Here is an 18,832-nt window from a genome sequence, read left to right on the forward strand (position 1 = left end):
TTCCCCCCGGTGCGAACGTGCCCGTATGCTCTGCAGAACGCCGCCGATCGCGACCGGGGCGCCCGGCGGCCGCACAGGAAACCCGGTCCTTCTCGTTCGAGGCGGTGGTCACGGTGGTCACCACGGTTGTCCGTGCACGGCCCCGCCCTGCCCGCACCACCGCCCTGATCACCGGCATGGTGCTGATGGTGGTGCTGTCGCTCCCCCTGGCCTCCGGCGCCGTCGTGCCCGGCGGGCCCGAGCTCGCGCCGCGCGGCCTGGCCGGCGCCGGACCGGCGCTCGGCCCCGGCGAGGACGTCGGCGCGCACCGCGCGGCCGACGCCGAACGGACCGACGCGCCGACCGACGAGGGTCCCAAGGAACGCGCCAGACCCCGCGAGCACCCGGTGTTCACCGCCGCGGCCGCCCCGGTCACCTGCGAGCAGCGCGCCACGCCGCGCGACCTGACCGACGCGGTGCCCAGCTGCGCGCTCCGGCTGGCGGCGTGGGAACAGCCGTGGTGGCCGCTGCCCCGTCCGCACCCCGATCCCCTGCCCGAGCAGGTCACCCTCGGGGAGCTGCCGCCCACGCGGGCGCCTCCTCTCACCGCGCCCACCACCGTCTGACCCCCGTCGGACCGCGCCCGGGGCACACCGGTCGCGCCCGGCGATCCACCCATCCGCAGTGAGAGGTCCCACCCCTTGTCCAGTCAAACGGGAGCCGGAGGGCGCTGGATTCGCGCGCTCATCTCCCTCCTCGTCGTCCTCGTCGCGTTCGGCGCGGCGTGGTTCATCCCGCCCCGTCTGGGTCTCGACCTCAGCGGCGGCACGCAGATCGTCCTGGAGACCCAGGACGGCCCGGACGGCACCCCCGCCAACTCCGAGAACACCGACATGGTCATCGAGGTGCTGCGCCAGCGCATCGACAGCCTCGGCGTGGCCGAGGCGAACATGTCGCGTTCCGGTGAGAACCGGATCATCGTCGAGCTGCCCGGCGTCCAGGACCCGGCCGAGGCCGCCCAGATCATCGGCCAGACCGCGCAGCTGACCATCCACCCCGTCCTCGGCACCGGCCAGGGCGGGCAGGGCGTCCAGCCCCAGGGCGACTTCGCCAACGCCCCGCAGGACACCGCCGACGAGGCCCGTGCCCCCGCCGACGCCGAGGACGGCGAGGGCGAGGAGTCGTCCGGCGACGAGTCCACCGGGGGCGAGTCCGAGATGACCCAGGAGGACCTGGAGGAGCTCCTCGGCGGCATGGGCGGCGACCCCACCGCCGGTCAGGGGCAGCCCGCGGAGAACCCCGACGACGTCGTCATGACGCTCCCGGACTCCACCGGCACCTACCTCCAGCTCGGCGAGGCCGCCATCCAGGGCGACCACATCGCCGGCGCCACCGCCCGGCTCGACAGCGCCACCGGCGCCTCCTGGGTCGTGGACGTCAACTTCCGCGGCGAGGGCCGCGACGAGTGGGAGCAGCTCACCGCCGAGGCCGCCTGCAACAGCGTCGGCGACCCGCGCCGCCGCGTCGCGATCGTCCTCGACAACGAGATCATCTCCGCCCCGGAGCTCAACAACAGCTACATCTGCGACGCGGGCAGCCGCGAGGGCGTCACCACCATCACCAACCCCGAGTTCACCAGCGAGAGCGCGGGCGAGCTGGCGGTCCTGATCGAGGGCGGTTCGCTGCCGCTGCCCGTCACCGAGGTCCAGCGCCAGACGGTCGGCCCGACCCTCGGCGCCGCGGCCATCGAGGCGAGCGCGATCGCCGCCCTCCTCGGCATCGCGTTCACCGCGCTGTACATCACGCTGGTCTACCGACTCGTCGGTCTGCTGGCCTCCGTGGCCCTGGCGTTCTACACGCTCATCGCCTACGGAGCCCTGGTCGCGATCGGGGCGACGCTCACCCTGCCCGGTCTGGCCGGCTTCGTCCTGGCGATCGGTATGGCCATCGACGCCAACGTGCTCATCTTCGAGCGCGCGCGCGAGGAGTTCCAGCGCCAGCAGCAGGTCTACGACGCCAACCGGGCCTCCGGCATGCGGGAGGGCGACGACGAGGACGTCAAGGGCGCCGCGGCCCGCCGCCGTCGCCGCCGGGCCATCCCGCCGAGCCTGGAGAAGGCCTTCGTCGAGGGCGGACGCAAGGCGTGGAGCGCGGTGCTCGACACCAACATCACCACGCTCATCGCCGCGGCGCTGCTGTTCTTCTTCGCCTCCGGCACCGTCCAGGGCTTCGGTGTGACCCTGAGCATCGGCACCATCGCCTCGATGGTCTCCGCCCTGGTCATCGCGCGCGTGCTCGTCGAGTGGGCGGTCCGCCGCGCGGTCGTCCGCAAGCACCCGGCGGTCTCCGGTCTCAATCGGATCGGCTCGGTGCGCACCTGGCTGACCACCAAGAACCCCGACGTGATGAAGTACCGCCGGATCGCGCTGATCGTGGCCGGGCTCATCGTCGCGACGTCCGTCGCCGCGCCGTTCGTGCGGGAGACCAACCTGGGCGTGGAGTTCACCGGTGGCCGGGTCCTGGAGTACGAGATCACCGGTGACCAGGACCTGAGCGTGGACGAGGCCCGCGAGGTCGTCGCCGGACTCGACTTCCCCGGCTCGGACACCGCGGTCGTGCAGGAGTCCGGTGACGGCGACCTGTCCGTGCGCACCGGCGAGATCTCCGACTCCGACGCGGCCTCCGTCCAGGACGCGCTGGACGAGGCCACCGGCGGGGTGGAACTGCTCAGTGACGAGCTGATCGGCCCGAGCATGGGCGACGAGCTGCGCAACCGGGCGCTCATCGCCCTGGGCGCGGCGCTCGCCCTCCAGCTGATCTACCTCGCCTGGCGGTTCCGCTGGTCCTTCGGCCTGTCGACGATGCTGTCGCTGGCGTTCAACATCACGCTGGTGATCGGCCTGTTCATCTGGCTGGGCAAACCGATCGACGGCGTCTTCCTCGCCGCGATCCTGAGCGTCATCGGCTTCACCGTCAACGACACGGTCGTGGTGTTCGACCGTGTCCGCGACGAGTGGGCGCGGGACGAGAAGTCGCCGTTCCCGGAGATCGCCAACCGCGCAGTGCTCAACACGGTGCCGCGTACGGTCAACACCTCCGTCGGGGCGCTCATCATCCTGGGCTTCCTCACCTTCTTCGGTGGGTCCTCGCTCCAGGACTTCTCGATCGCGATGCTGGTCGGTCTGACCACCGGCGTGTTCTCCACGGTGTTCGTGGCGGTCCCGCTGGCCGTCTTCTTCCAGAAGTGGGACAACACGCCCGCCCCGCACGTGCTCAAGGAGCGCAAGGCCAAGCAGCGCACCGCCGCCAAGGCCGCCCGCGAGATGGACGACGGCGCGGTCGTGTAGGCCACGCCGACGGGTCCGTCCCGAACGCGAGGGCCCCGGGAACCGTGCCGCGGCACGGTTCCCGGGGCCCTTCCCGTGTGTCGGGGGCGGAAGGCGGGGGGTGGGGGTTCCGTCACCCCGTGGCGGCGGGCGCCGGAGCGCCCTCCGACGCCTGGACGAGCACGAAGCCCTGGCCCTCGAAGGCCAGCTGGACGGCCTCGCCGCTGCCCCGGCCGATCAGCGCGCCCGCCTTCACCGTCTTGCGCACCCCGGTCCGCAGGGAGCTGGACCAGGCGACCACCGCGTCGGTGTCGACGAAGGTCGGCTGGTCGACGTTGAGCAGGACCGGCATGCCGTGGCAGGCGATGGCGATGCGGCCGTGCCCCTGGAACACCGTGTTGAACAGGCCGCCGGTCATGATCCCGGCGCCCTCGACGCGGCGGATGTCCCAGCTCAGGGTGGGGTCGAAGGCGAGGACGTTGTCGCCGCTGACGGTGAGCGCATCGCCCTCCAGGTCGATGAGGTGCACGTCCCAGGCGTCGCGGGCCAGGAAGACGTCCCCCTGGCCGGTGATCCGCATCAGGGGCATGCCCTCGCCGGTGAGGGCCTTCTTGAAGAACCTGCCCACGCTGCCGGCGCCCTGGTAGGAGAAGTCGACGTTGCCCTGGTAGGCCACCATCGAGCCCTGCCGGGCGAACACCTCGCCGTTGAGGCCGATCCGCAGCATCTTGTGGTTCTGCAGGGACATGCCCGGAATGTTGTTCTCCTGGACACGTTGGAAGAGTTCGCTACGCATGTCCCTGATCCTGCCCCACGCCGTGCACCAGGTCGTACACCTCGCGCTTGGGCACCCCGGCCTCCTTCGCCACCCGGGCGATCGCCTCCTTGCGGCGCACGCCCTCCTCCTCCAGGGCCGCGACCGCGGCGACCAGGTCGCCCGGGTCCGTCGAACCGCCGCCCGGTCGCGCGCCCTCGACGACCACGGAGATCTCCCCGCGCACGCCCTCGGCGGCCCAGGCGGCCAGCTCCCCGAGCCCGCCGCGGCGCACCTCCTCGTAGGTCTTGGTCAGCTCGCGGCACACGGCGGCGCGGCGGTCGGCGCCGAAGGCCCCGGCCATCGCCTCCAGCGTCGCGGCGATCCGGTGCGGGCTCTCGAAGAAGACCATCGTGCGCCGTTCGTCCGCGAGGTCGGCGAGATACCCCGTCAACCCCTTGCGCGGCGGAAATCCCTCGAAGCAGAATCGGTCGGTGGGCAGTCCGGAGACCACGAGCGCGGTCGTGACGGCTGAGGGACCAGGGATGGAGGTGACCGGAATGTCCTCCTCCGCGCAGGCCGCGGTCAGGCGGTAGCCCGGGTCCGACACACCGGGCATCCCCGCGTCGGTGACCACGAGCACGTCGGTGCCGGACCTCAGGTCGCCGAGCAGCTCGTCGGTCCTGCGGCTCTCGTTGGCGTCGTAGTAGGACACGACCCTGGCGCCCTCGGCGCCGCCCAGCCGCACGCCCGCGCGCGCGGCGAACTGACGCAGTCTGCGCGTGTCCTCGGCCGCGATCACGCGCGCTCCCTCCAGCGCGCGGATGAGCCGGGGAGGCGCGTCCTCCAGGTTCCCGATGGGCAACCCGGCGAGCGTCAGCGTCCCGACGCGCCGTGTACCAGCCACACCCTCAACCACTGTGATCCCCGTCCTGTCACGCTACGGTTGGCCTGTCACGCCGACCGAATAGGTTTCGCGGTCCGCACGGACCCATCTCCGAACCCCAACCTACGAGCCGAGATGACCACCACCGCACCTTCCTCCGAGGCACCGCCTCCCACGTCGCCGCACCCTCCCCACCAGCGCCTCGACCTGAACCGCCCCTCGACCGCCCGCCCGGAACCCCGGTGGCTGGGCTGGGCGGGCGCCGTCCTCGTCGCGCTGTTCGCCGGAGCCCTGAGGTTCTTCAACCTCGGTGAGCCCGCGCGGATCTACTTCGACGAGACCTACTACGCCAAGGACGCCTACGGGCTCTGGAACTTCGGCTACGAGCACGAGACCGTCGAGCGCGCCGACGACCTGTTGGCCCAGGGGCAGCGGGACATCTTCACCGGCGCCGGCGACTTCATCGTGCACCCGCCGGTCGGCAAGTGGATGATCGCGCTCGGCGACTGGTTGTGGTCGCTCCTGCCGTTCGGGGCGTCGATGACGCCGGAGGGCTGGCGGGTGGCCTCCGCGGTGGCCGGTGTGCTCTCCGTCCTCATCCTGGTGCGCGTGGCGACGCGGATGACCCGGTCGGTGCTGCTGGGCTGCACGGCGGGCCTCATTCTGGCCCTGGACGGGCTGCACTTCACGCTGAGCCGCATCGCCATGGTGGACATCTTCCTCACGCTCTGGCTGCTGGCGGGCTTCGCGTGTCTGGTGATCGACCGCGACGTCACCCGGGAGCGGCTGGCCCGCCTGGCGGAGTCCGGTGCGGACCTGGCCCGGGTGGGATGGCTGGGCGCCCGCTGGTGGCGGCTGGCGGCCGGTCTGTGCTTCGGTCTCGCGATCGGCACGAAGTGGTCGGCCCTGTTCTTCGTGGCGGCGTTCGGACTCCTCACCGTCGCCTGGGACTACGGGGCCCGGCGCGGTGTGGGTCAGCAGCGGCCGTTCTGGCGTTGGTTGGGGATCGACGCCGTCCCGGCGTTCGTCCAGACGGTCGTCGTGGCCGCGGTGGTGTACCTCGTCTCGTGGTCCGGGTGGCTGTTCACCAGCGGCGGCTACAACCGCGACCGCGTCGTCGGGGTGCTGCCCGAGTGGGTGCCCGCGCCGCTGAGCGCGCCCGTGGAGGCGCTGTGGAGTCTGTGGGACTACCACGTCCGCATGATGAACTTCCACAGCAACCTCACCAGCGACCACTCCTACATCTCGGCGCCGTGGGAGTGGCTCGTCATGCGCACGCCGGTGATGTTCCACTACAACGGCGAGGCGGTCGGCTGCGGCACCGGTGACTGCGTGACCTCGATCGTGTCCATCGGCACGCCGGTGATCTGGTGGATCAGCATCATCGCGCTCGTGGTGATGATCGGGTGGTGGGTGACCTTCCGCGACTGGCGGGCCGGTGCGGTGCTGCTGGCGGTCGCGGCGGGCTGGCTGCCGTGGTTCGCCTACCCGGACCGGCCGATGTTCCTGTTCTACGCGCTGCCGATCCTGCCGTTCCTGGTCCTGGGCATCGTGCTGATGCTGGGCCTGGTCATGGGGGCCGGTGAGGACAGTCCGCGATTCGCCCCCTACGGCCGGGCGCTGGGCGGAATCGTCTTCGGCGTGGTGTTGCTGCTGATCATCGCGCACTTCGCGTATCTGTACCCGGTGCTGTCGGCCTACCCGTTCGACGAGGCGAGCTGGCGGGAACGGCTGTGGTTCGACGTGTGGATCTACGGCAACGGGGGCTCCTGACCAGGTTCGGGAGGCGTTTGCCCACGGACGGAGTTCGTGTCCATTAGGGCGTGTGTGGTGGATGCTGCCCGTCGCGAGCGGCGCATCCAGTGCGGCTATCGCAAGGCCGAAGAAGGAGTCAGCCCGGGTTGGCTGTCGACTGATGAGAACGCAGCGAGAGTTGTGCTGGGGCGACGTGTAGCAGGGCAAGTGTCCGCCATGCACGCCCTAGTACCAGCGGCGGTGGAAATCAATAGTTTGGAGTAGCCGAAAGAGGACAGCGCGAAACCGTGGATTCCTTCCGGAAAACTCTCGGCAGCGAGCACTCGTCCTGGTACTGTCAGCAACTGGTTGCTGTTGTTGTTTCCATGGATGCCCGAGGCGCCTCGCGGAACTGCACGTGGGCGCTCGTCGGGGAGGACTCGTCGGTGCGGCGCCCGGCGACCCGGGGCCAGCAGGGTGCGGCCCCGAAGTAGTCCCCAAGGGAGAGCACATGGCTCAGGGCACCGTGAAGTGGTTCAACTCTGAGAAGGGTTTCGGGTTCATCGCCGTGGGCAACGGCGAGCCCGACGTGTTCGTCCACTACTCGGCGATCGCGGGCAGCGGCTTCCGGAACCTGGAAGAGGACCAGAAGGTCGAGTTCGACATCATCCAGGGCCCCAAGGGCCCGCAGGCGTCTGACGTTCGCGCGGTCTGACCGCCAACCGTCTTCACCGGCCCCCCGCTCCCCCGTGAGCGGGGGGCCGGTCGGTCTTCGGACACCTCGACGTCATCCGGGCACGGTTACCCATGGGCATGGATACCGGTTAACCTGCTTGAAGCCGGTCGGATCACGAAGGGCGAGGATCGCGCATGTTCAACATCAGCGGAGGAGAGTTCATCGTCCTCCTCCTGCTCGCGGTGCTGATCTTCGGTCCTGACCAACTGCCCAAGATGGCCCAGCAGCTGGGTCGCCTGCTCCGCCAGCTCCGGACCATGGCCAACTCCGCCACGGCCGACATCAAGGACGGGCTCGGGCCGGAGTTCAAGGACTTCGACGTCCAGGACCTCAACCCGAAGCGCTTCGTGCAGAAGCACTTCTGGGAGGACGACGACGAGCCCGAGCGCAGGCCCGCGGCCCGGCTCAACGGCAAGCGCCCGCCCTTCGACGACGAGGCCACCTGAGGTCAGCCGACCAGCATCAGGACGAACAGGGCCAATCCCAGCACGACCAGTGACCCGACGATGATGGCGGGCGAACCGACCGCCAGGACCAGGACCTCGACGGCGACCGCCCCGCCCAGCGCCCCGGCCAACCAGGGCCAGCGCGGCGCGGGATCCCAGCCGTGGCGGCGTTCGCGGCCGACGCTCACGAACATGGCCAGCGCGATGAGCGCCCAGAAGGCCAGGTGCCCCAGCGCGCGCGTCTGCGGATCGACGTAGTCGGCCATCCCGCCGACCACCATGACGTACCCGACCGTCCCGGACAGCAGCCGCCAGTGCCCGCCGCTCCGTCGGGCGGGGATCATCATGCGCCTGGCCGGGGAGGTGCGGCGGAAGCGCTCGGCCGCGATCGGGCTCTCGGCGGCCTCCTCGACCTCCTCCAGGGGTTCCACCGTGGTGCGGGGCGGGTCGGGGGGTTCCGGGGCCGGCGGCTCGTACCCTCCGGCGGGTTCGGGATCCTCCGGATACTGGTAGCCGCCACTGTGGTGCGAGGAGTCGGACACGGGGATCGCGGCCCTTCGGCGTCGGCTCGGTCCGGCCCCGCCCGGGGCCGGGGTCATCGCCACTTCCCTACCCGGTGGCACCCGGGGCCAAAGCCGCCACGCCGACTCCGCACGCGCCCGGATCCCCGCCTCCGGCGGTGGAGGGACCGCGTCGGGGCCCCTCCACCGGGGTTCCGAGGAACCCGCGCACCGGGCTGGTTACTGCCAGCTCCACCCACTGTTGTGAGAGGTCCGCGCATGCGTGGTCATGGCTACTACCTTTCCTGTGGCCTCCAGCCCATCCCACCGACCAAGATGGCGTATCAAACCGAGCCCGCACAAGTCCCGTGGAGGTTCATTGGCATTCCCATGGAGGAGAGACCACCAAAGGTTGCGGCGCCTGTGGAGAAATGGTCGATACTCTCCGTGTCTTCGCAGCTCAGAGCAGTTTCCATTGTGAACAGAGAGACACCGGATCACCATTGACCAGCCAAGACAAGGCCTCGATTCATTAAAGTTGAAACGAGCGGGCCGAGAGCTGGAGAAGTTCTCCGGCAAACGGATTCTCCAGCTCCGTCCGCGATTCCCGGGAAGGGTGGGGCGGGCACCTGCGGCGGCGCGTCCGACAGCGATCCGGGAACGCCCCCGCGACCTCCCCGATCCGTGCGCCCACTTCCGCCACGGCAGCCCCCGGAATCACGTTCCGTCACGACCGCCGTCGGTGTCGGGTTCCGTCGGGAACCCACGGAGACCGCCGTGGGCCCGCGTTTCGGACGAGCACAAATCGCATATTCCGCCCGGCATTCCCGGTCCGGAACACCACGATGGTGCCGCGCGGCGATCGTGCGACAGAGCTCTTGGACCTGTTTTCTGGCGACATGACCTGGGTAGCGCCGGGTCGGTTCACCCGACACCGCCGTCGAGCCCGCCTGGGGCGGAAGGTCCCCCTGCCGAGGCGGCGCTTTCCCCGCCGCCGTGGGCCGGCGGCCGTACCCGGCTACTCCTCCGAGGGACGGTGGCGAAAGAGCAGGCCCGCGCTGCGGCGCGCGATGTCGAGCAGGTCGGCGTCACCGAACAGGGCCCGCACCCCGGAGGAGTCGAGGTTGCCCGTCAGGGCGAGCGTCGCGATGCCGTGCACGATCGACCAGCCGGCGACCACGGCGGCGGGCTTGTCCCCCCCGTCCGGGGCGACGGTGTCCGCACCGGTCGTGAGCTCGGCGAACGCCGCACGCCGGGCCGCGGCCAGCTCCGGCTCCCCCACGTCGAGCAGCGTGGGCGCGAACATCACCTGGAAGTGCGCGGGGTGCTCGACGGCGAAGCGCACGTACTCCACCCCCGTCTCCAGGAAGTCGCCGCCCGCCGCACGGGTGGCGCGCAGGCGTTCGGCGAGCCCCTGGAACCCCTCCACGGCGATGGCGTTGAGCACGCCCTCCCGCGAGCCGAAGTGGTGCCGGGGCGCCGTGTGGCTGACGCCGAGGTCGGCCGCGAGGGATCGCAGACTGAAGGAGTAGGGCCCCTCGCTCTCGATGACCTCCGCGGCCCGCCGCAGGACGGCGGCGCGCAGGTTTCCGTGGTGGTAGCGGTCTGCCATAGGCCGAACTATACAGTGGAAAGTTTCTGGCGTGAAGATTGCGATATGGCCGCACCCACTCGTCCCCGGGGCGTTCCGGGCGTTCGGCGTTAGTCTGGAACCGTGCCCGGCCGCCCCGCCACAGGGGATAGCCACTTCGCCGGTGACACTCGGGGCTCCGGTCCGGAGACCGCCCGTCACAGGGAATGACATCCTGGACCCGAGCACGCGCGTGGCCCCGCCCCAGCCCTGGGACGGGGTCATCGCGTCGACCGGGAACGGGAGGCGTTCCCCAAAAGACGAAGGCCCGCGCCGAAGGTTGCGGAGCAACCGACCACGCGGGCCTTGTGTCTGCGGTGGAGCTATGGGGATTTGAACCCCAGACCCCCTCGATGCGAAGCACTGACCGCACGAACGTGTCTTCGCTTTCCTCCGTCTGACCAGCGGCCAAAGATCCGAATCAGTTCGCATGCGTTCGCACCCGTGCGTCTCGGCTGCTGTACTTCCGTGCTGTACAGCAGAGCGCTCAGAACGCCTCTGAACAGCCGATTCCGGCCACGATGGATCCACCCTCGAAGGGTCGTGTTCGCCCGTCTGCGGCCATCTGATGAAGCCGGATTCTCGGGTGCCCCATTGGCTAGCCAGGGGGGCAGAACGGGTGTCGGGTCACCTCAACCGCACGGGCCGTCAGGGCAACCATGACGGCGTCCCACCCCGGGACGCGCAGGTGTCCCACCCCTGGGACGTCCCAGCACCGTCCCAGGAGCGTCCCAGCCGCTGGGACACCCGCTGACCTGCGCGTCCCAGGGTGGGACACCCCGACACCACACGGCGCACAAAGGGCCCGAACACCCCCCCAGGAGCGGGGTGTCCCCAGGGCCGGGGAGGTGTCCCACCCGGTTGGGCTGCCGGTAGCCACTCCGCGGATTCGCCCGCTCGTTCGCCCGGACCCGTGGGGCCCGTTCGTCGTCTGGCCCTGGACGCCGTTGTCGGGCAGCCCACCCCCTCGGAGAGCCCGTGCCCGCTGCGAGCGGAGGGCTGTGTCCACACCGGGGGGTGACTTTCGGTTACTAGACGCTGGGGGTGTCTACCTCTCGGCGTCTACGGTCGTCTACGCCTGCCACCGGCCACGACACCGATGGCGGGTGCGAGCGCCGAAACGGGCGTCTAGAGCGTCTGGGAACCGTCTATCCTCTGCTGGACGAGGGGGTCCAGGGCGTCTAGGGCCGCGTCTTCGGCCTCGGGCACAAGACGCACTCGCTAGACGGTGTCCGTGTCACCGTGTGTGGCATCCTGTGGCGTCCTGCTGGTGGTGGTCATGCGGCTGGAGGTCGTGGCGTCGGCCGCGTCGCCAGGGTCGCGACGACGGGGACCAGGCGCACGGGCACGTCCCAGACCGGGGTGGGGCGCGACCGCCGTGCTGCACCCCCCGGGTGCGTCTGGAGTTGCGGGGCGAGGTGGCCGCTCAGCGTCACCTGGTGCTGGGTGCGGCCGGACCGACCCCACCGTCAACCACGGAGTGTGATGTCTACCGATGTCCACCGTGGGTGGACGGAGTGGACGAATGTCCACCCCGAACGTCCACCATCGTCCACCCATCTGAACAGCGGGGATGGTCCCAATGTCCTCTTGTCCACCCCGGATCCGTCCACTGGACGATGGGAAGTCCACCTGACGTAATCGCAGGTCAACGTGTGACAGGGGGTGTCTCAGATTTCCAGTGGACGGAGTGGACGGAGTGGAAATTCGTCACTGTTCGTGGTCGCTGGTTCCGGGCGTGAGGGGGTGTCGGTCGCTGCGACGGAGCCGCGAGCGATGTTCGCCCTCGACTGTCGCCGTGTCGGCTCCCGGGAGATGCGCTACATCCGCTACGTCCGCTACACCGCTGGTCACAGCCGCGTCCGGCGTAGCAGACGCGTAGCGCGTAGCGGACAGGTCCGCCACACAACGAAGGGCGGGGCACCCTCCGAAGAGAGCCCCCGCCCTGTGGTGCGCTGGCTACGCGACCGCCGCCCTCTCGGCCAGGGCGACCAGATCAGCTGACGGCGTTCGGCTCAGCTGGATGAGGTCGCGAATTGTCTGCCGTGCGAGCGGATGCGTTCGTACCTGCTCTGGAGCGAGCTTCTCCCCGTTGAGAAGCGCTTTGACCGCCTCACCGACCTGGCGTCGCTGCGTGTATGCCCGTGCCTGGTCAAGCAGGAACCGGCTTTGCCTCTCTGGGGAGAGCCCCGACGTATCCACGCCCGTAGCCAAGTCGAGCGCCATTCCGGCGTCGCCCAGGTCGACGGACGTGCTGACCGCGTGAACGCCGACGTTTGTCGGGCCGAACTCCGTGCCGAAGTCGTTCCGGTCCTCGCCGATCTCCTCCGCGATCTCCCGGGCGCGGTCGATCCACCTGTGGGTTCCCGCTCGGTCGCCTTCCCTCGCGCTGATGACGGCACACACGAGGCAAAGAGCTCCGAACAGCGACTTCCCTTCCACCGGCAGCGTTCCCGCCTCCCACTGGGTTCTGAGCGCATCGACTGCGCCCTCGGCCGCGTGCTCGGCCTGGTCCAGGCGCCCGATCCGAAGGAAGGTGTGCGCGAGTCGAAAGACACCAGCTACCACTTCCAGAGGGAGCCCAGCGCGCTCTGCGGCCTGCATGGCACGATCCGCGGCGACCCAAGCCGCGTCATGCTCATCTTGACGAGCCAGGGTCGAGGCAGCGGCCTGGTAGGCACGCGCGAGCAGCCCGTACGCCTCGGGTTCGACGCTGGATCGGCGAACGTGGCCTTCCAGGGCCGGGATCAACGCCGACAGCTCTTCGCTGAGTTCTCCATAGGACGCCGCGTGCACCAGCTTCCAAGCCTTGTCGACACGCTCACGGAGATCCGACAGCTCGACCGGCTTGTCTAGCTGCTGAGTGCCGAACACGGCCGTGAGAGCTGGATGACCTGTGATGACAAGCCGCACGCCTTCAAGGTCGTTCTGGTACTCCTCGGGTTCCTGCCCCTGTGGGGTGCCCTCCTCGACTCCCCGAATGTCCTGAATGGACACCCGCAAGGCGTCGGCCAGGGCCTGGAGCATCGACAGGCGGTCTACGGGAAGCACGCCCCGCTCAACCTGGGACACCCAGGACTCGGAGCGCCCCAGTTCAGCGGCAAGCTCCTTCTGGGACATGCCGCGCTCCTTGCGAAGCGAGGCGACGCGGCTGCCCATGAGCTTTCGGTCACTGTCCATCGAGATGGTGCCCCTTTCCCGTGGTCAACCGCAGTCGGTCAACCTCGAAGCTCTCCACGTACTTCTCACGCTCAGCCAGGAACGCACGAACGTGCGGCTGCCGCTCGTGTTCAGCGAACGCCTTCTCGTCTCGGTACAGCTCGTAAAAGACCCGCTGAGCAGGCTGCCCCTCAACGGTGTGACAGGTGTACACGAGCGTTCCGGCCTCGTTCTCCCTGATCTTGGCCACGGTGTCTTCGACAAGCTGGTCGAACGCCTGCCCGGCGTCTTCCTTGAGCGCGAAGCGAACGACCAGCCCAAACGTGAGGGGCATCGAGTTCTCCTTGTGAGTGACTTGCGGGTACTCGTCAGATTCTACTGGTCGCAGAAAATCTGCGTTTCATGTTGACTCGCAGAATCTCTGCGGGTTACCTTCGTCGTGTCCACCGGATGCGAACGCATACGAATGCTGGGAGACGCTGACATGCCCCTGCTCGCTGACCGCCCCGCCCCCTCCGCCCCCTCCACTCCGGCCACGGTTCCCGCGCCCCGCCACCACGACCAAGACCCGAACGCGTGGGTGGCCAAGCTGTGCCCGACCCAGCAGGCCCTAGCCCTGGCCCTGTCGGACATGCCGCAGTCCGACGCCGACCGCCAGGCCGCCCTGGGCAAGCTGCTCCCGCCGGTCTTCCCCACCCGCCCCGGCGGTGAGGTCATCCCGCCGCGTCTGGACCCGGCCGGGGTGCGCGTGATCAACGCCTGGGTCGCCCAGGGCGTCAAGCGCGCCGGCGGCGAACTCGCCCTGTGGCACGACGGCGAGGTGTGCCGGTCCCTCAACCTGACCGGGGGGTGGCGCACCCGGCAGGGCCGGGCGTTCGCCAAGCGGTTCGGCGGCAAGCGCCGTATCAACGCCGCCGAGTCCCAGGCATGGCACGCGCCCCAGTCCGTGGACCTGGTGGACGTGTGGGTGCCGTTGCGGGACGCCTTCATCCCCGTCCACGACCAGCTGGAGGGGCTCCACCCCGCTAAGAAGTCCGACCCCGACCACCTGCGCACCCGGGCAATCGTCTACACGATGCGCGCCCACGAGGCGGGGCTGCTGGCCACCTGGTTCGGCCGCGCTCTCACCCACCGCCCCGACACGGGGCTGACGCTGGAGTGAATCCGCCCCCGACGCGGCACCTTCTCCGCCAAGATCCACTGCCGCGCCGGGGCCCCTCAACCGATCCGAAGCAGACTCCGAACGGGAGGACTTCCATCATGCCCCACACCACTTCGACGGGAACCGCACCGGTCCTGTCCCCGCTCCCCGTACACCGGCCCCTGTCCGGGGACCAGGCGGCCGCGGTGGCCCCGGGAACCTCGCAGGCGCAGGTGTTCTCCTGCCCCCGCCACCAGGTGTCCGTCACCACCGTCGTACTCGACGCCGACGACTTCGTCCTGTTGGTCCGCGACCCCGACCAGGGGCCGGAGTGGACACTGCCGACCGGCCCCGTGGACCAGGGCGAGCACATCCGATCCGCGGCCGTGCGCTGCGTGCGTGAACGCGCCCGGGTCGGGACGGACCCCGACCGGATCACCGGCGCCTACCGGAGCCCGCACCCAGCGGGGCTGAACCTGACCTGGGTGGCCGCCCCGACCACCGACCAGCACCCGCGCCACGGGGCCGTGTGGGTGCCCTACGTCGAGGCGCTGGAGTTGCTGGAGGCCGACGACCGCGACGCCTTCGGCACCGGACGGCTCCCGTTGGCGCAACGGTTGGTCGACGCCCTGGCCCCGTTCGGCACCCACATGCGCGTGTACCGGCCCCACGACCTCGGGTTGCCCACCGTCCCGCCGCCCCGCTGACCGGGCACCCCTGGGCACCCGTCCTGACCTGGTGGTGCCCAGGGTGCCCACCCCCAGGTGCCCACCCCGGCACCCGGCACCCCCGGCACCTGCGGGGTGTGGCACCCGTGGCACCCCCAGATCAGAGGGGGAGGCACCCCCGCTCCCGCGTAGGGGAGGCAGGGGAGGCACCCGCAGGTCAACAGGGGAGGCAGGGGGAGGCACCCCACCCGCACCCGCACCCGCGTCACCCGTTCGAGGAAGGAACCCGTTCACCATGACCGCTTCCGACCACCACCACGTCCGCTCCTACCGCCGCGAGTGGGCCCGCCGTCTCATCCGCCGGGGCAACACCCCCGCCAACCCCCCACCCGCCTACGGGTCCGCCGCCTGGTGCGCCCTGCCCGAGTCCCACCCCGCCAAGATCGCCTCCGTCGTCCTGGCCGCTGAGTCCTGGGCGTGGGGCAACGACGTCCTGGCCGCCCGCGACCGCGTCCAGGGCGCGCGCCACGGCACAGCCCCCGGCGACACCGAACACCTCCACGGCCCCGTGTGCTGGGACTGGTCCCACGCCCTCGACAACCACCACCAGGACGACGTCGACCAAGCCGACGACGACCAGGACGCCGCCAGGGGTGGCGGCCCCGTCCGCCAGGGTGGCGGAATTGGCTCCAGCCAGGGAGAACACCCTTCCCCTGACCGTCCTGGCGACGCCGATGCCGCCAGGGGTGGCGGAATTGGCGGAATTGGCCGCGACCAGGGCGAACACCCCCACCATCGAGGCGACGGCGAGCACAAGCACGGCCGGGGCCGTGGCCGGGGTTGGGAGGCCGCCTGATGCCCACCACCAACACCGCGACCAACACCGACACCGAGGGGTGGGACACCGGCATGGACGCTCTCGGCCAGGGCGCGGCCCTCCTCGATGAGGTGGAGGCGTTCGTGTGCCGGTTCGTGGCCTTCCCCCAACCCGCGGCCGCGACCGCGACCGCGTTGTGGGCCGCCCACACCCACCTGATGGACGCCTTCGACTCCACACCCCGCCTGGCGTTCCTCTCACCCGAACCCGGATCCGGCAAGACCCGCGCGTTGGAGATCCTGGAAACCCTGGTGCCCAACCCGATGCTGGCGGTCAACGCCACCCCGGCCGCCCTGTTCCGCGCCATCGGCGACCCCGACCGTCCACCCACGGTGCTCTTCGACGAGATCGACACCGTCTTCGGTCCCAAGGCCAAGGACAACGAGGAACTACGCGGGCTGATCAACGCCGGACACCGCCGTTCCGGCGTCTCCTACCGGTGCGTCGGGGACGGAGCCTCCCAAACCGTGGTCGCGTTCCCCTCCTACGCCGCCGTCGGTCTGGGCGGCCTGGGCGAACTCCCCGACACCGTGCTGACCCGCTCGGTCATCGTGCGCATGCGACGGCGCGCCCCGCACGAGAAGGTCGAGCCCTACCGGGCGCGGCTCAACGAACCCCAAGGCCACGCCCTACGTGACCAACTCGCCTCCTGGGCGGAGTCGGTCATCGACGGGGTGCGCCAGACGTTCCCGACCATGCCCGAAGGAGTCACCGACCGGCCCGCGGACGTGTGGGAACCCCTACTCATGGTGGCCGACGCCGCTGGCGGACCCTGGCCGGACAAGGCACGGGCGGCGTGCGTGGAACTGGTCAAGGTCGCCACCGACCCCACCAAGGTGTCGTTGGGGGTGCGGCTCCTGGCCGATCTGCGCACCGTCTTCGGCCGCCAGGGCGTGGACAAGCTCCCGACCGTCACCCTGCTGGAGTGCCTGTACGCGATCGAGGACGCCCCGTGGGCCGAGCTCGGTGGCAAGGGCCTGGACGCGCGGCGACTGTCCCGGCTGCTGAAGGACTACACCACCGCTGACGGAGAGCCGATCAAGGCGCGCAACGTCCGCACCGTCGACGGGCGGGTGCCCAAGGGCTACCACTCCGCCGACCTGACCGACGCCTGGTCACGGTACCTGCCGCCTCACACCCCACCCATGGCTAGCCATGGAGGGCAGCCGGGGGTGGACGTAGCGCCTTCGTCCGCTACGCGCTACGCGTCCGCTACGCCGGATGCGGCTGTGACCAGCGGTGTAGCGGACGTAGCGGATGTAGCGCATCTCCCGGGAGCCGCCACGGGAGCCGTGGAGTTCGGGGCGTGCTGGACCTGCGGACAGGCCTTCCACAGGTCCGAGAGCACCGCCCACCCCGAGATGTGCGCCGCGTGTGCTGCTCGCATGCGCGACGCGAGTTGATCCCCCACCCGAGAAGAAGCGGCCCCGGGGCCGCCTGCCAGCAAAACCCGGGACCGCACTCCCAGAAAGGAGCACTTCCATCATGACCGTTCACGAACTGCCGAAGCGACTGTTCACCCTGGCTGAGACCGCTCACATCCTGTCGATGGGGCGCACCCGGCTCTTCGCCGAGATCCGTGACGGCCGCCTCGACACGGTCGGCACCGGTAAGAACCGGCGGGTGACCGTCGACGCCATCGACGCCTACGTCGAACTGCTCAAGCACGAAGCGGAGGACGCTGCCTGATGGGGAAGCGCGCTAACAAGGAGGGGTCGATCTTCCCCTACAAGAACGGGTACGCCGCCTACGTGTGGGTGACGACCCCGGCCGGGGAGGACCGCCGCAAGTGGGCCTACGGCAAGACCCGTGAGGAGGTCCACGAGAAGTGGATCAAGCTGCACACGGAGGCCAAGAAGGGTCCGGTGGCCACGAAGGTACCGAAGCTCTCTGAGTACCTGGCGTACTGGCTCAAGGAGGTCATCGAGCCTCACAAGGCCCCGGCCACGTACACCAACTACGAGATGTTCGTCCGGCTCTACATCTCGCCGAAGCTCGGGAAGAAGCGCCTGGACAAGCTCACGGTGCGCGACGTTCAGACCTGGCTGAACAAGCTGGTGAAGGAGTGCCAGTGCTGCGCTCAGGGCAAGGACGCCGCCCGCGCTCTGGAGAAGCGCCGGTGTTGTGCGGTCGGGAGGTGCTGCAAGGAGGCCGTCTCCGAGCGCACCGCCAACGACGCCAGGAACACCCTGAGGAACGGCCTCAACAGCGCCATCCGGGAGGAACTGATCTCGCGCAACGCGGCCGAGCTGGTCCAGGTGCCCAAGATCCGGCGGCGTAAGGAGATGCCGTGGAGCGTCGAGGACGCCCGCCAGTTCCTGGAATCGGCGCGGCGCGACGATGACCCCATGTATCTCGCCTACGTCTTGGTGCTCGTGCTGGGGTTCCGACGCGGTGAGGCGCTGGGGGTCGCTGGCGACGCGGTTCGCTGGGACGGCTGGGAGCGGTCGTGCGCCGACCACGGCACGGCGTTCTGTCCCGAGTGCTTCGCCAACCACGACGTCGAGCTGATGGTGGAACGACAGGTTCAGCGCGTGGGCGGGAAGCTCCTCGTTCGGGAGGTCAAGACGGAGTCCTCCGAGAAGCCGATCCCGCTTCCGGGGATCGTCGCGACCGCCATGGCGCTGGCCCTCCAGCAGCGGGACAAGCTCCAGGCCGACGCGACGGAGTGGGAGGATTCCGGCCTCGTACTGACCACGGCCACCGGGCGCCCGATCGAACCGCGGAACTTCAACCGGAGCTTCCACGCTCGGTGCCGTAAGGCTGGAGTCCGGCGGATCAAGGTGCACACCACCCGGAAGACCTGTGCGTCGCTCCTGGTGGCCTTGGACGTCCATCCCAGGGTGGCCATGCAGGTGCTCCGGCACAGCCAGATCAGCATGACGATGAACGTCTACGCGGAGGTGCCGAGCAAGGAGAGCCGCGAGGCGCTGAAGCGACTCGGAGGGTTGATCACCGGGGAGGACTGACCGACCCCGTTGCTGTATTTCGCTGCT

At 69.9% G+C, this 18,832-nt stretch carries 17 protein-coding genes; 11 read left to right on the forward strand and 6 right to left on the reverse strand.

Translation table 11 applies throughout. The features are described 5' to 3' along the window. Window positions 1-113 precede the first annotated feature (113 nt). Together AB0I72_RS01990 and secD are read left to right on the forward strand one after the other, a co-directional pair. Window positions 114-605: a hypothetical protein gene (locus tag AB0I72_RS01990; RefSeq protein WP_358561717.1), complete on the forward strand. Its 492-nt coding sequence runs from the start codon at window positions 114-116 to the stop codon at window positions 603-605. A gap of 75 nt (window positions 606-680) precedes the next feature. Then, window positions 681-3,326 carry a protein translocase subunit SecD gene (secD, locus tag AB0I72_RS01995; RefSeq protein WP_358561720.1) on the forward strand — a complete coding sequence of 882 codons (2,646 nt, stop codon included), beginning with the start codon at window positions 681-683 and terminating at the stop codon, window positions 3,324-3,326. 112 nt (window positions 3,327-3,438) lie between these two features. On the opposite strand, the gene AB0I72_RS02000 is transcribed toward secD, so the two are convergent. Beyond that, window positions 3,439-4,101 carry an AIM24 family protein gene (locus tag AB0I72_RS02000; protein WP_358561723.1) on the reverse strand — a complete coding sequence of 221 codons (663 nt, stop codon included), beginning with the start codon at window positions 4,099-4,101 and terminating at the stop codon, window positions 3,439-3,441. Further along, window positions 4,094-4,978 (reverse strand): 16S rRNA (cytidine(1402)-2'-O)-methyltransferase, encoded by an 885-nt coding sequence (rsmI, locus tag AB0I72_RS02005; RefSeq protein ID WP_358561727.1) that lies wholly within the window; start codon window positions 4,976-4,978, stop codon window positions 4,094-4,096. The genes AB0I72_RS02000 and rsmI overlap by 8 nt, the downstream gene beginning before the upstream one ends. A gap of 102 nt (window positions 4,979-5,080) precedes the next feature. Here rsmI and AB0I72_RS02010 point away from each other — a divergent pair, with 102 nt between their 5' ends. The 3 genes from AB0I72_RS02010 (at window position 5,081) to AB0I72_RS02020 (ending at window position 7,861) form a co-directional block, all read left to right on the forward strand. Beyond that, complete coding sequence (locus AB0I72_RS02010) at window positions 5,081-6,718, forward strand: phospholipid carrier-dependent glycosyltransferase (RefSeq protein ID WP_358561730.1); 1,638 nt, start codon at window positions 5,081-5,083, stop codon at window positions 6,716-6,718. A 472-nt stretch (window positions 6,719-7,190) separates the two neighbouring features. After that, window positions 7,191-7,394: a cold-shock protein gene (locus tag AB0I72_RS02015; RefSeq protein ID WP_358561733.1), complete on the forward strand. Its 204-nt coding sequence runs from the start codon at window positions 7,191-7,193 to the stop codon at window positions 7,392-7,394. A gap of 155 nt (window positions 7,395-7,549) precedes the next feature. Continuing rightward, window positions 7,550-7,861 carry a sec-independent translocase gene (locus AB0I72_RS02020; RefSeq protein ID WP_358561736.1) on the forward strand — a complete coding sequence of 104 codons (312 nt, stop codon included), beginning with the start codon at window positions 7,550-7,552 and terminating at the stop codon, window positions 7,859-7,861. 2 nt (window positions 7,862-7,863) lie between these two features. Here the strand turns inward: AB0I72_RS02020 and AB0I72_RS02025 are convergent, their stop codons facing one another. The 4 genes from AB0I72_RS02025 to AB0I72_RS02040 all read right to left on the reverse strand — a co-directional run bounded on the left by AB0I72_RS02025 (window position 7,864) and on the right by AB0I72_RS02040 (window position 13,484). Continuing rightward, window positions 7,864-8,460, reverse strand: a complete 597-nt coding sequence (locus AB0I72_RS02025; RefSeq protein WP_358561739.1) for a hypothetical protein — start codon at window positions 8,458-8,460, stop codon at window positions 7,864-7,866. A 919-nt stretch (window positions 8,461-9,379) separates the two neighbouring features. Further along, entirely contained in the window at window positions 9,380-9,973 is a 594-nt protein-coding gene (locus tag AB0I72_RS02030) for a TetR/AcrR family transcriptional regulator (RefSeq protein ID WP_358561742.1), read from the reverse strand. Window positions 9,974-11,950: 1,977 nt separating this feature from the next. Then, window positions 11,951-13,171 carry a helix-turn-helix domain-containing protein gene (locus AB0I72_RS02035; RefSeq protein ID WP_358561745.1) on the reverse strand — a complete coding sequence of 407 codons (1,221 nt, stop codon included), beginning with the start codon at window positions 13,169-13,171 and terminating at the stop codon, window positions 11,951-11,953. After that, window positions 13,161-13,484, reverse strand: coding sequence for an antibiotic biosynthesis monooxygenase (locus AB0I72_RS02040; protein ID WP_358561748.1), 324 nt, complete (start codon window positions 13,482-13,484; stop codon window positions 13,161-13,163). Before AB0I72_RS02040 ends, AB0I72_RS02035 begins: the two co-directional genes overlap by 11 nt. Window positions 13,485-13,634: 150 nt before the next feature. Here AB0I72_RS02040 and AB0I72_RS02045 point away from each other — a divergent pair, with 150 nt between their 5' ends. The 6 genes from AB0I72_RS02045 to AB0I72_RS02070 all read left to right on the forward strand — a co-directional run bounded on the left by AB0I72_RS02045 (window position 13,635) and on the right by AB0I72_RS02070 (window position 18,805). Continuing rightward, window positions 13,635-14,312, forward strand: a complete 678-nt coding sequence (locus tag AB0I72_RS02045; protein WP_358561751.1) for a hypothetical protein — start codon at window positions 13,635-13,637, stop codon at window positions 14,310-14,312. A gap of 98 nt (window positions 14,313-14,410) precedes the next feature. After that, window positions 14,411-14,998 (forward strand): NUDIX domain-containing protein, encoded by a 588-nt coding sequence (locus AB0I72_RS02050; protein WP_358561753.1) that lies wholly within the window; start codon window positions 14,411-14,413, stop codon window positions 14,996-14,998. A gap of 256 nt (window positions 14,999-15,254) precedes the next feature. Continuing rightward, the gene (locus tag AB0I72_RS02055; protein WP_358561756.1) at window positions 15,255-15,815 is read left to right on the forward strand and encodes a hypothetical protein; all 561 of its coding nucleotides are present in this window, start codon (window positions 15,255-15,257) and stop codon (window positions 15,813-15,815) included. Further along, a complete protein-coding gene (locus AB0I72_RS02060; protein WP_358561759.1) occupies window positions 15,815-17,239 on the forward strand; it encodes a DUF3631 domain-containing protein in 1,425 nt (474 codons plus the stop codon). Before AB0I72_RS02055 ends, AB0I72_RS02060 begins: the two co-directional genes overlap by 1 nt. 82 nt (window positions 17,240-17,321) lie before the next feature. Next, window positions 17,322-17,525: a hypothetical protein gene (locus tag AB0I72_RS02065; RefSeq protein WP_358561762.1), complete on the forward strand. Its 204-nt coding sequence runs from the start codon at window positions 17,322-17,324 to the stop codon at window positions 17,523-17,525. Next, window positions 17,525-18,805: a site-specific integrase gene (locus tag AB0I72_RS02070; RefSeq protein ID WP_358561764.1), complete on the forward strand. Its 1,281-nt coding sequence runs from the start codon at window positions 17,525-17,527 to the stop codon at window positions 18,803-18,805. Before AB0I72_RS02065 ends, AB0I72_RS02070 begins: the two co-directional genes overlap by 1 nt. The last annotated feature ends 27 nt before the right edge of the window (window positions 18,806-18,832 follow it).

This window comes from Nocardiopsis sp. NPDC049922, from assembly GCF_040660275.1.
Taxonomy (GTDB): Bacteria; Actinomycetota; Actinomycetes; order Streptosporangiales; family Streptosporangiaceae; genus Nocardiopsis.

Coding starts and splice junctions, on each gene's coding strand:
- AB0I72_RS02000 (WP_358561723.1), bottom strand. CDS start 4,101: ATGCGTAGCGAACTCTTCCAACGTGTCCAGGAGAACAACATTCCGGGC.
- AB0I72_RS02010 (WP_358561730.1), top strand. CDS start 5,081: ATGACCACCACCGCACCTTCCTCCGAGGCACCGCCTCCCACGTCGCCG.
- AB0I72_RS02015 (WP_358561733.1), top strand. CDS start 7,191: ATGGCTCAGGGCACCGTGAAGTGGTTCAACTCTGAGAAGGGTTTCGGG.
- AB0I72_RS02020 (WP_358561736.1), top strand. CDS start 7,550: ATGTTCAACATCAGCGGAGGAGAGTTCATCGTCCTCCTCCTGCTCGCG.
- AB0I72_RS02025 (WP_358561739.1), bottom strand. CDS start 8,460: ATGACCCCGGCCCCGGGCGGGGCCGGACCGAGCCGACGCCGAAGGGCC.
- AB0I72_RS02030 (WP_358561742.1), bottom strand. CDS start 9,973: ATGGCAGACCGCTACCACCACGGAAACCTGCGCGCCGCCGTCCTGCGG.
- AB0I72_RS02035 (WP_358561745.1), bottom strand. CDS start 13,171: ATGGACAGTGACCGAAAGCTCATGGGCAGCCGCGTCGCCTCGCTTCGC.
- AB0I72_RS02040 (WP_358561748.1), bottom strand. CDS start 13,484: ATGCCCCTCACGTTTGGGCTGGTCGTTCGCTTCGCGCTCAAGGAAGAC.
- AB0I72_RS02045 (WP_358561751.1), top strand. CDS start 13,635: ATGCCCCTGCTCGCTGACCGCCCCGCCCCCTCCGCCCCCTCCACTCCG.
- AB0I72_RS02050 (WP_358561753.1), top strand. CDS start 14,411: ATGCCCCACACCACTTCGACGGGAACCGCACCGGTCCTGTCCCCGCTC.
- AB0I72_RS02055 (WP_358561756.1), top strand. CDS start 15,255: ATGACCGCTTCCGACCACCACCACGTCCGCTCCTACCGCCGCGAGTGG.
- AB0I72_RS02060 (WP_358561759.1), top strand. CDS start 15,815: ATGCCCACCACCAACACCGCGACCAACACCGACACCGAGGGGTGGGAC.
- AB0I72_RS02065 (WP_358561762.1), top strand. CDS start 17,322: ATGACCGTTCACGAACTGCCGAAGCGACTGTTCACCCTGGCTGAGACC.
- AB0I72_RS02070 (WP_358561764.1), top strand. CDS start 17,525: ATGGGGAAGCGCGCTAACAAGGAGGGGTCGATCTTCCCCTACAAGAAC.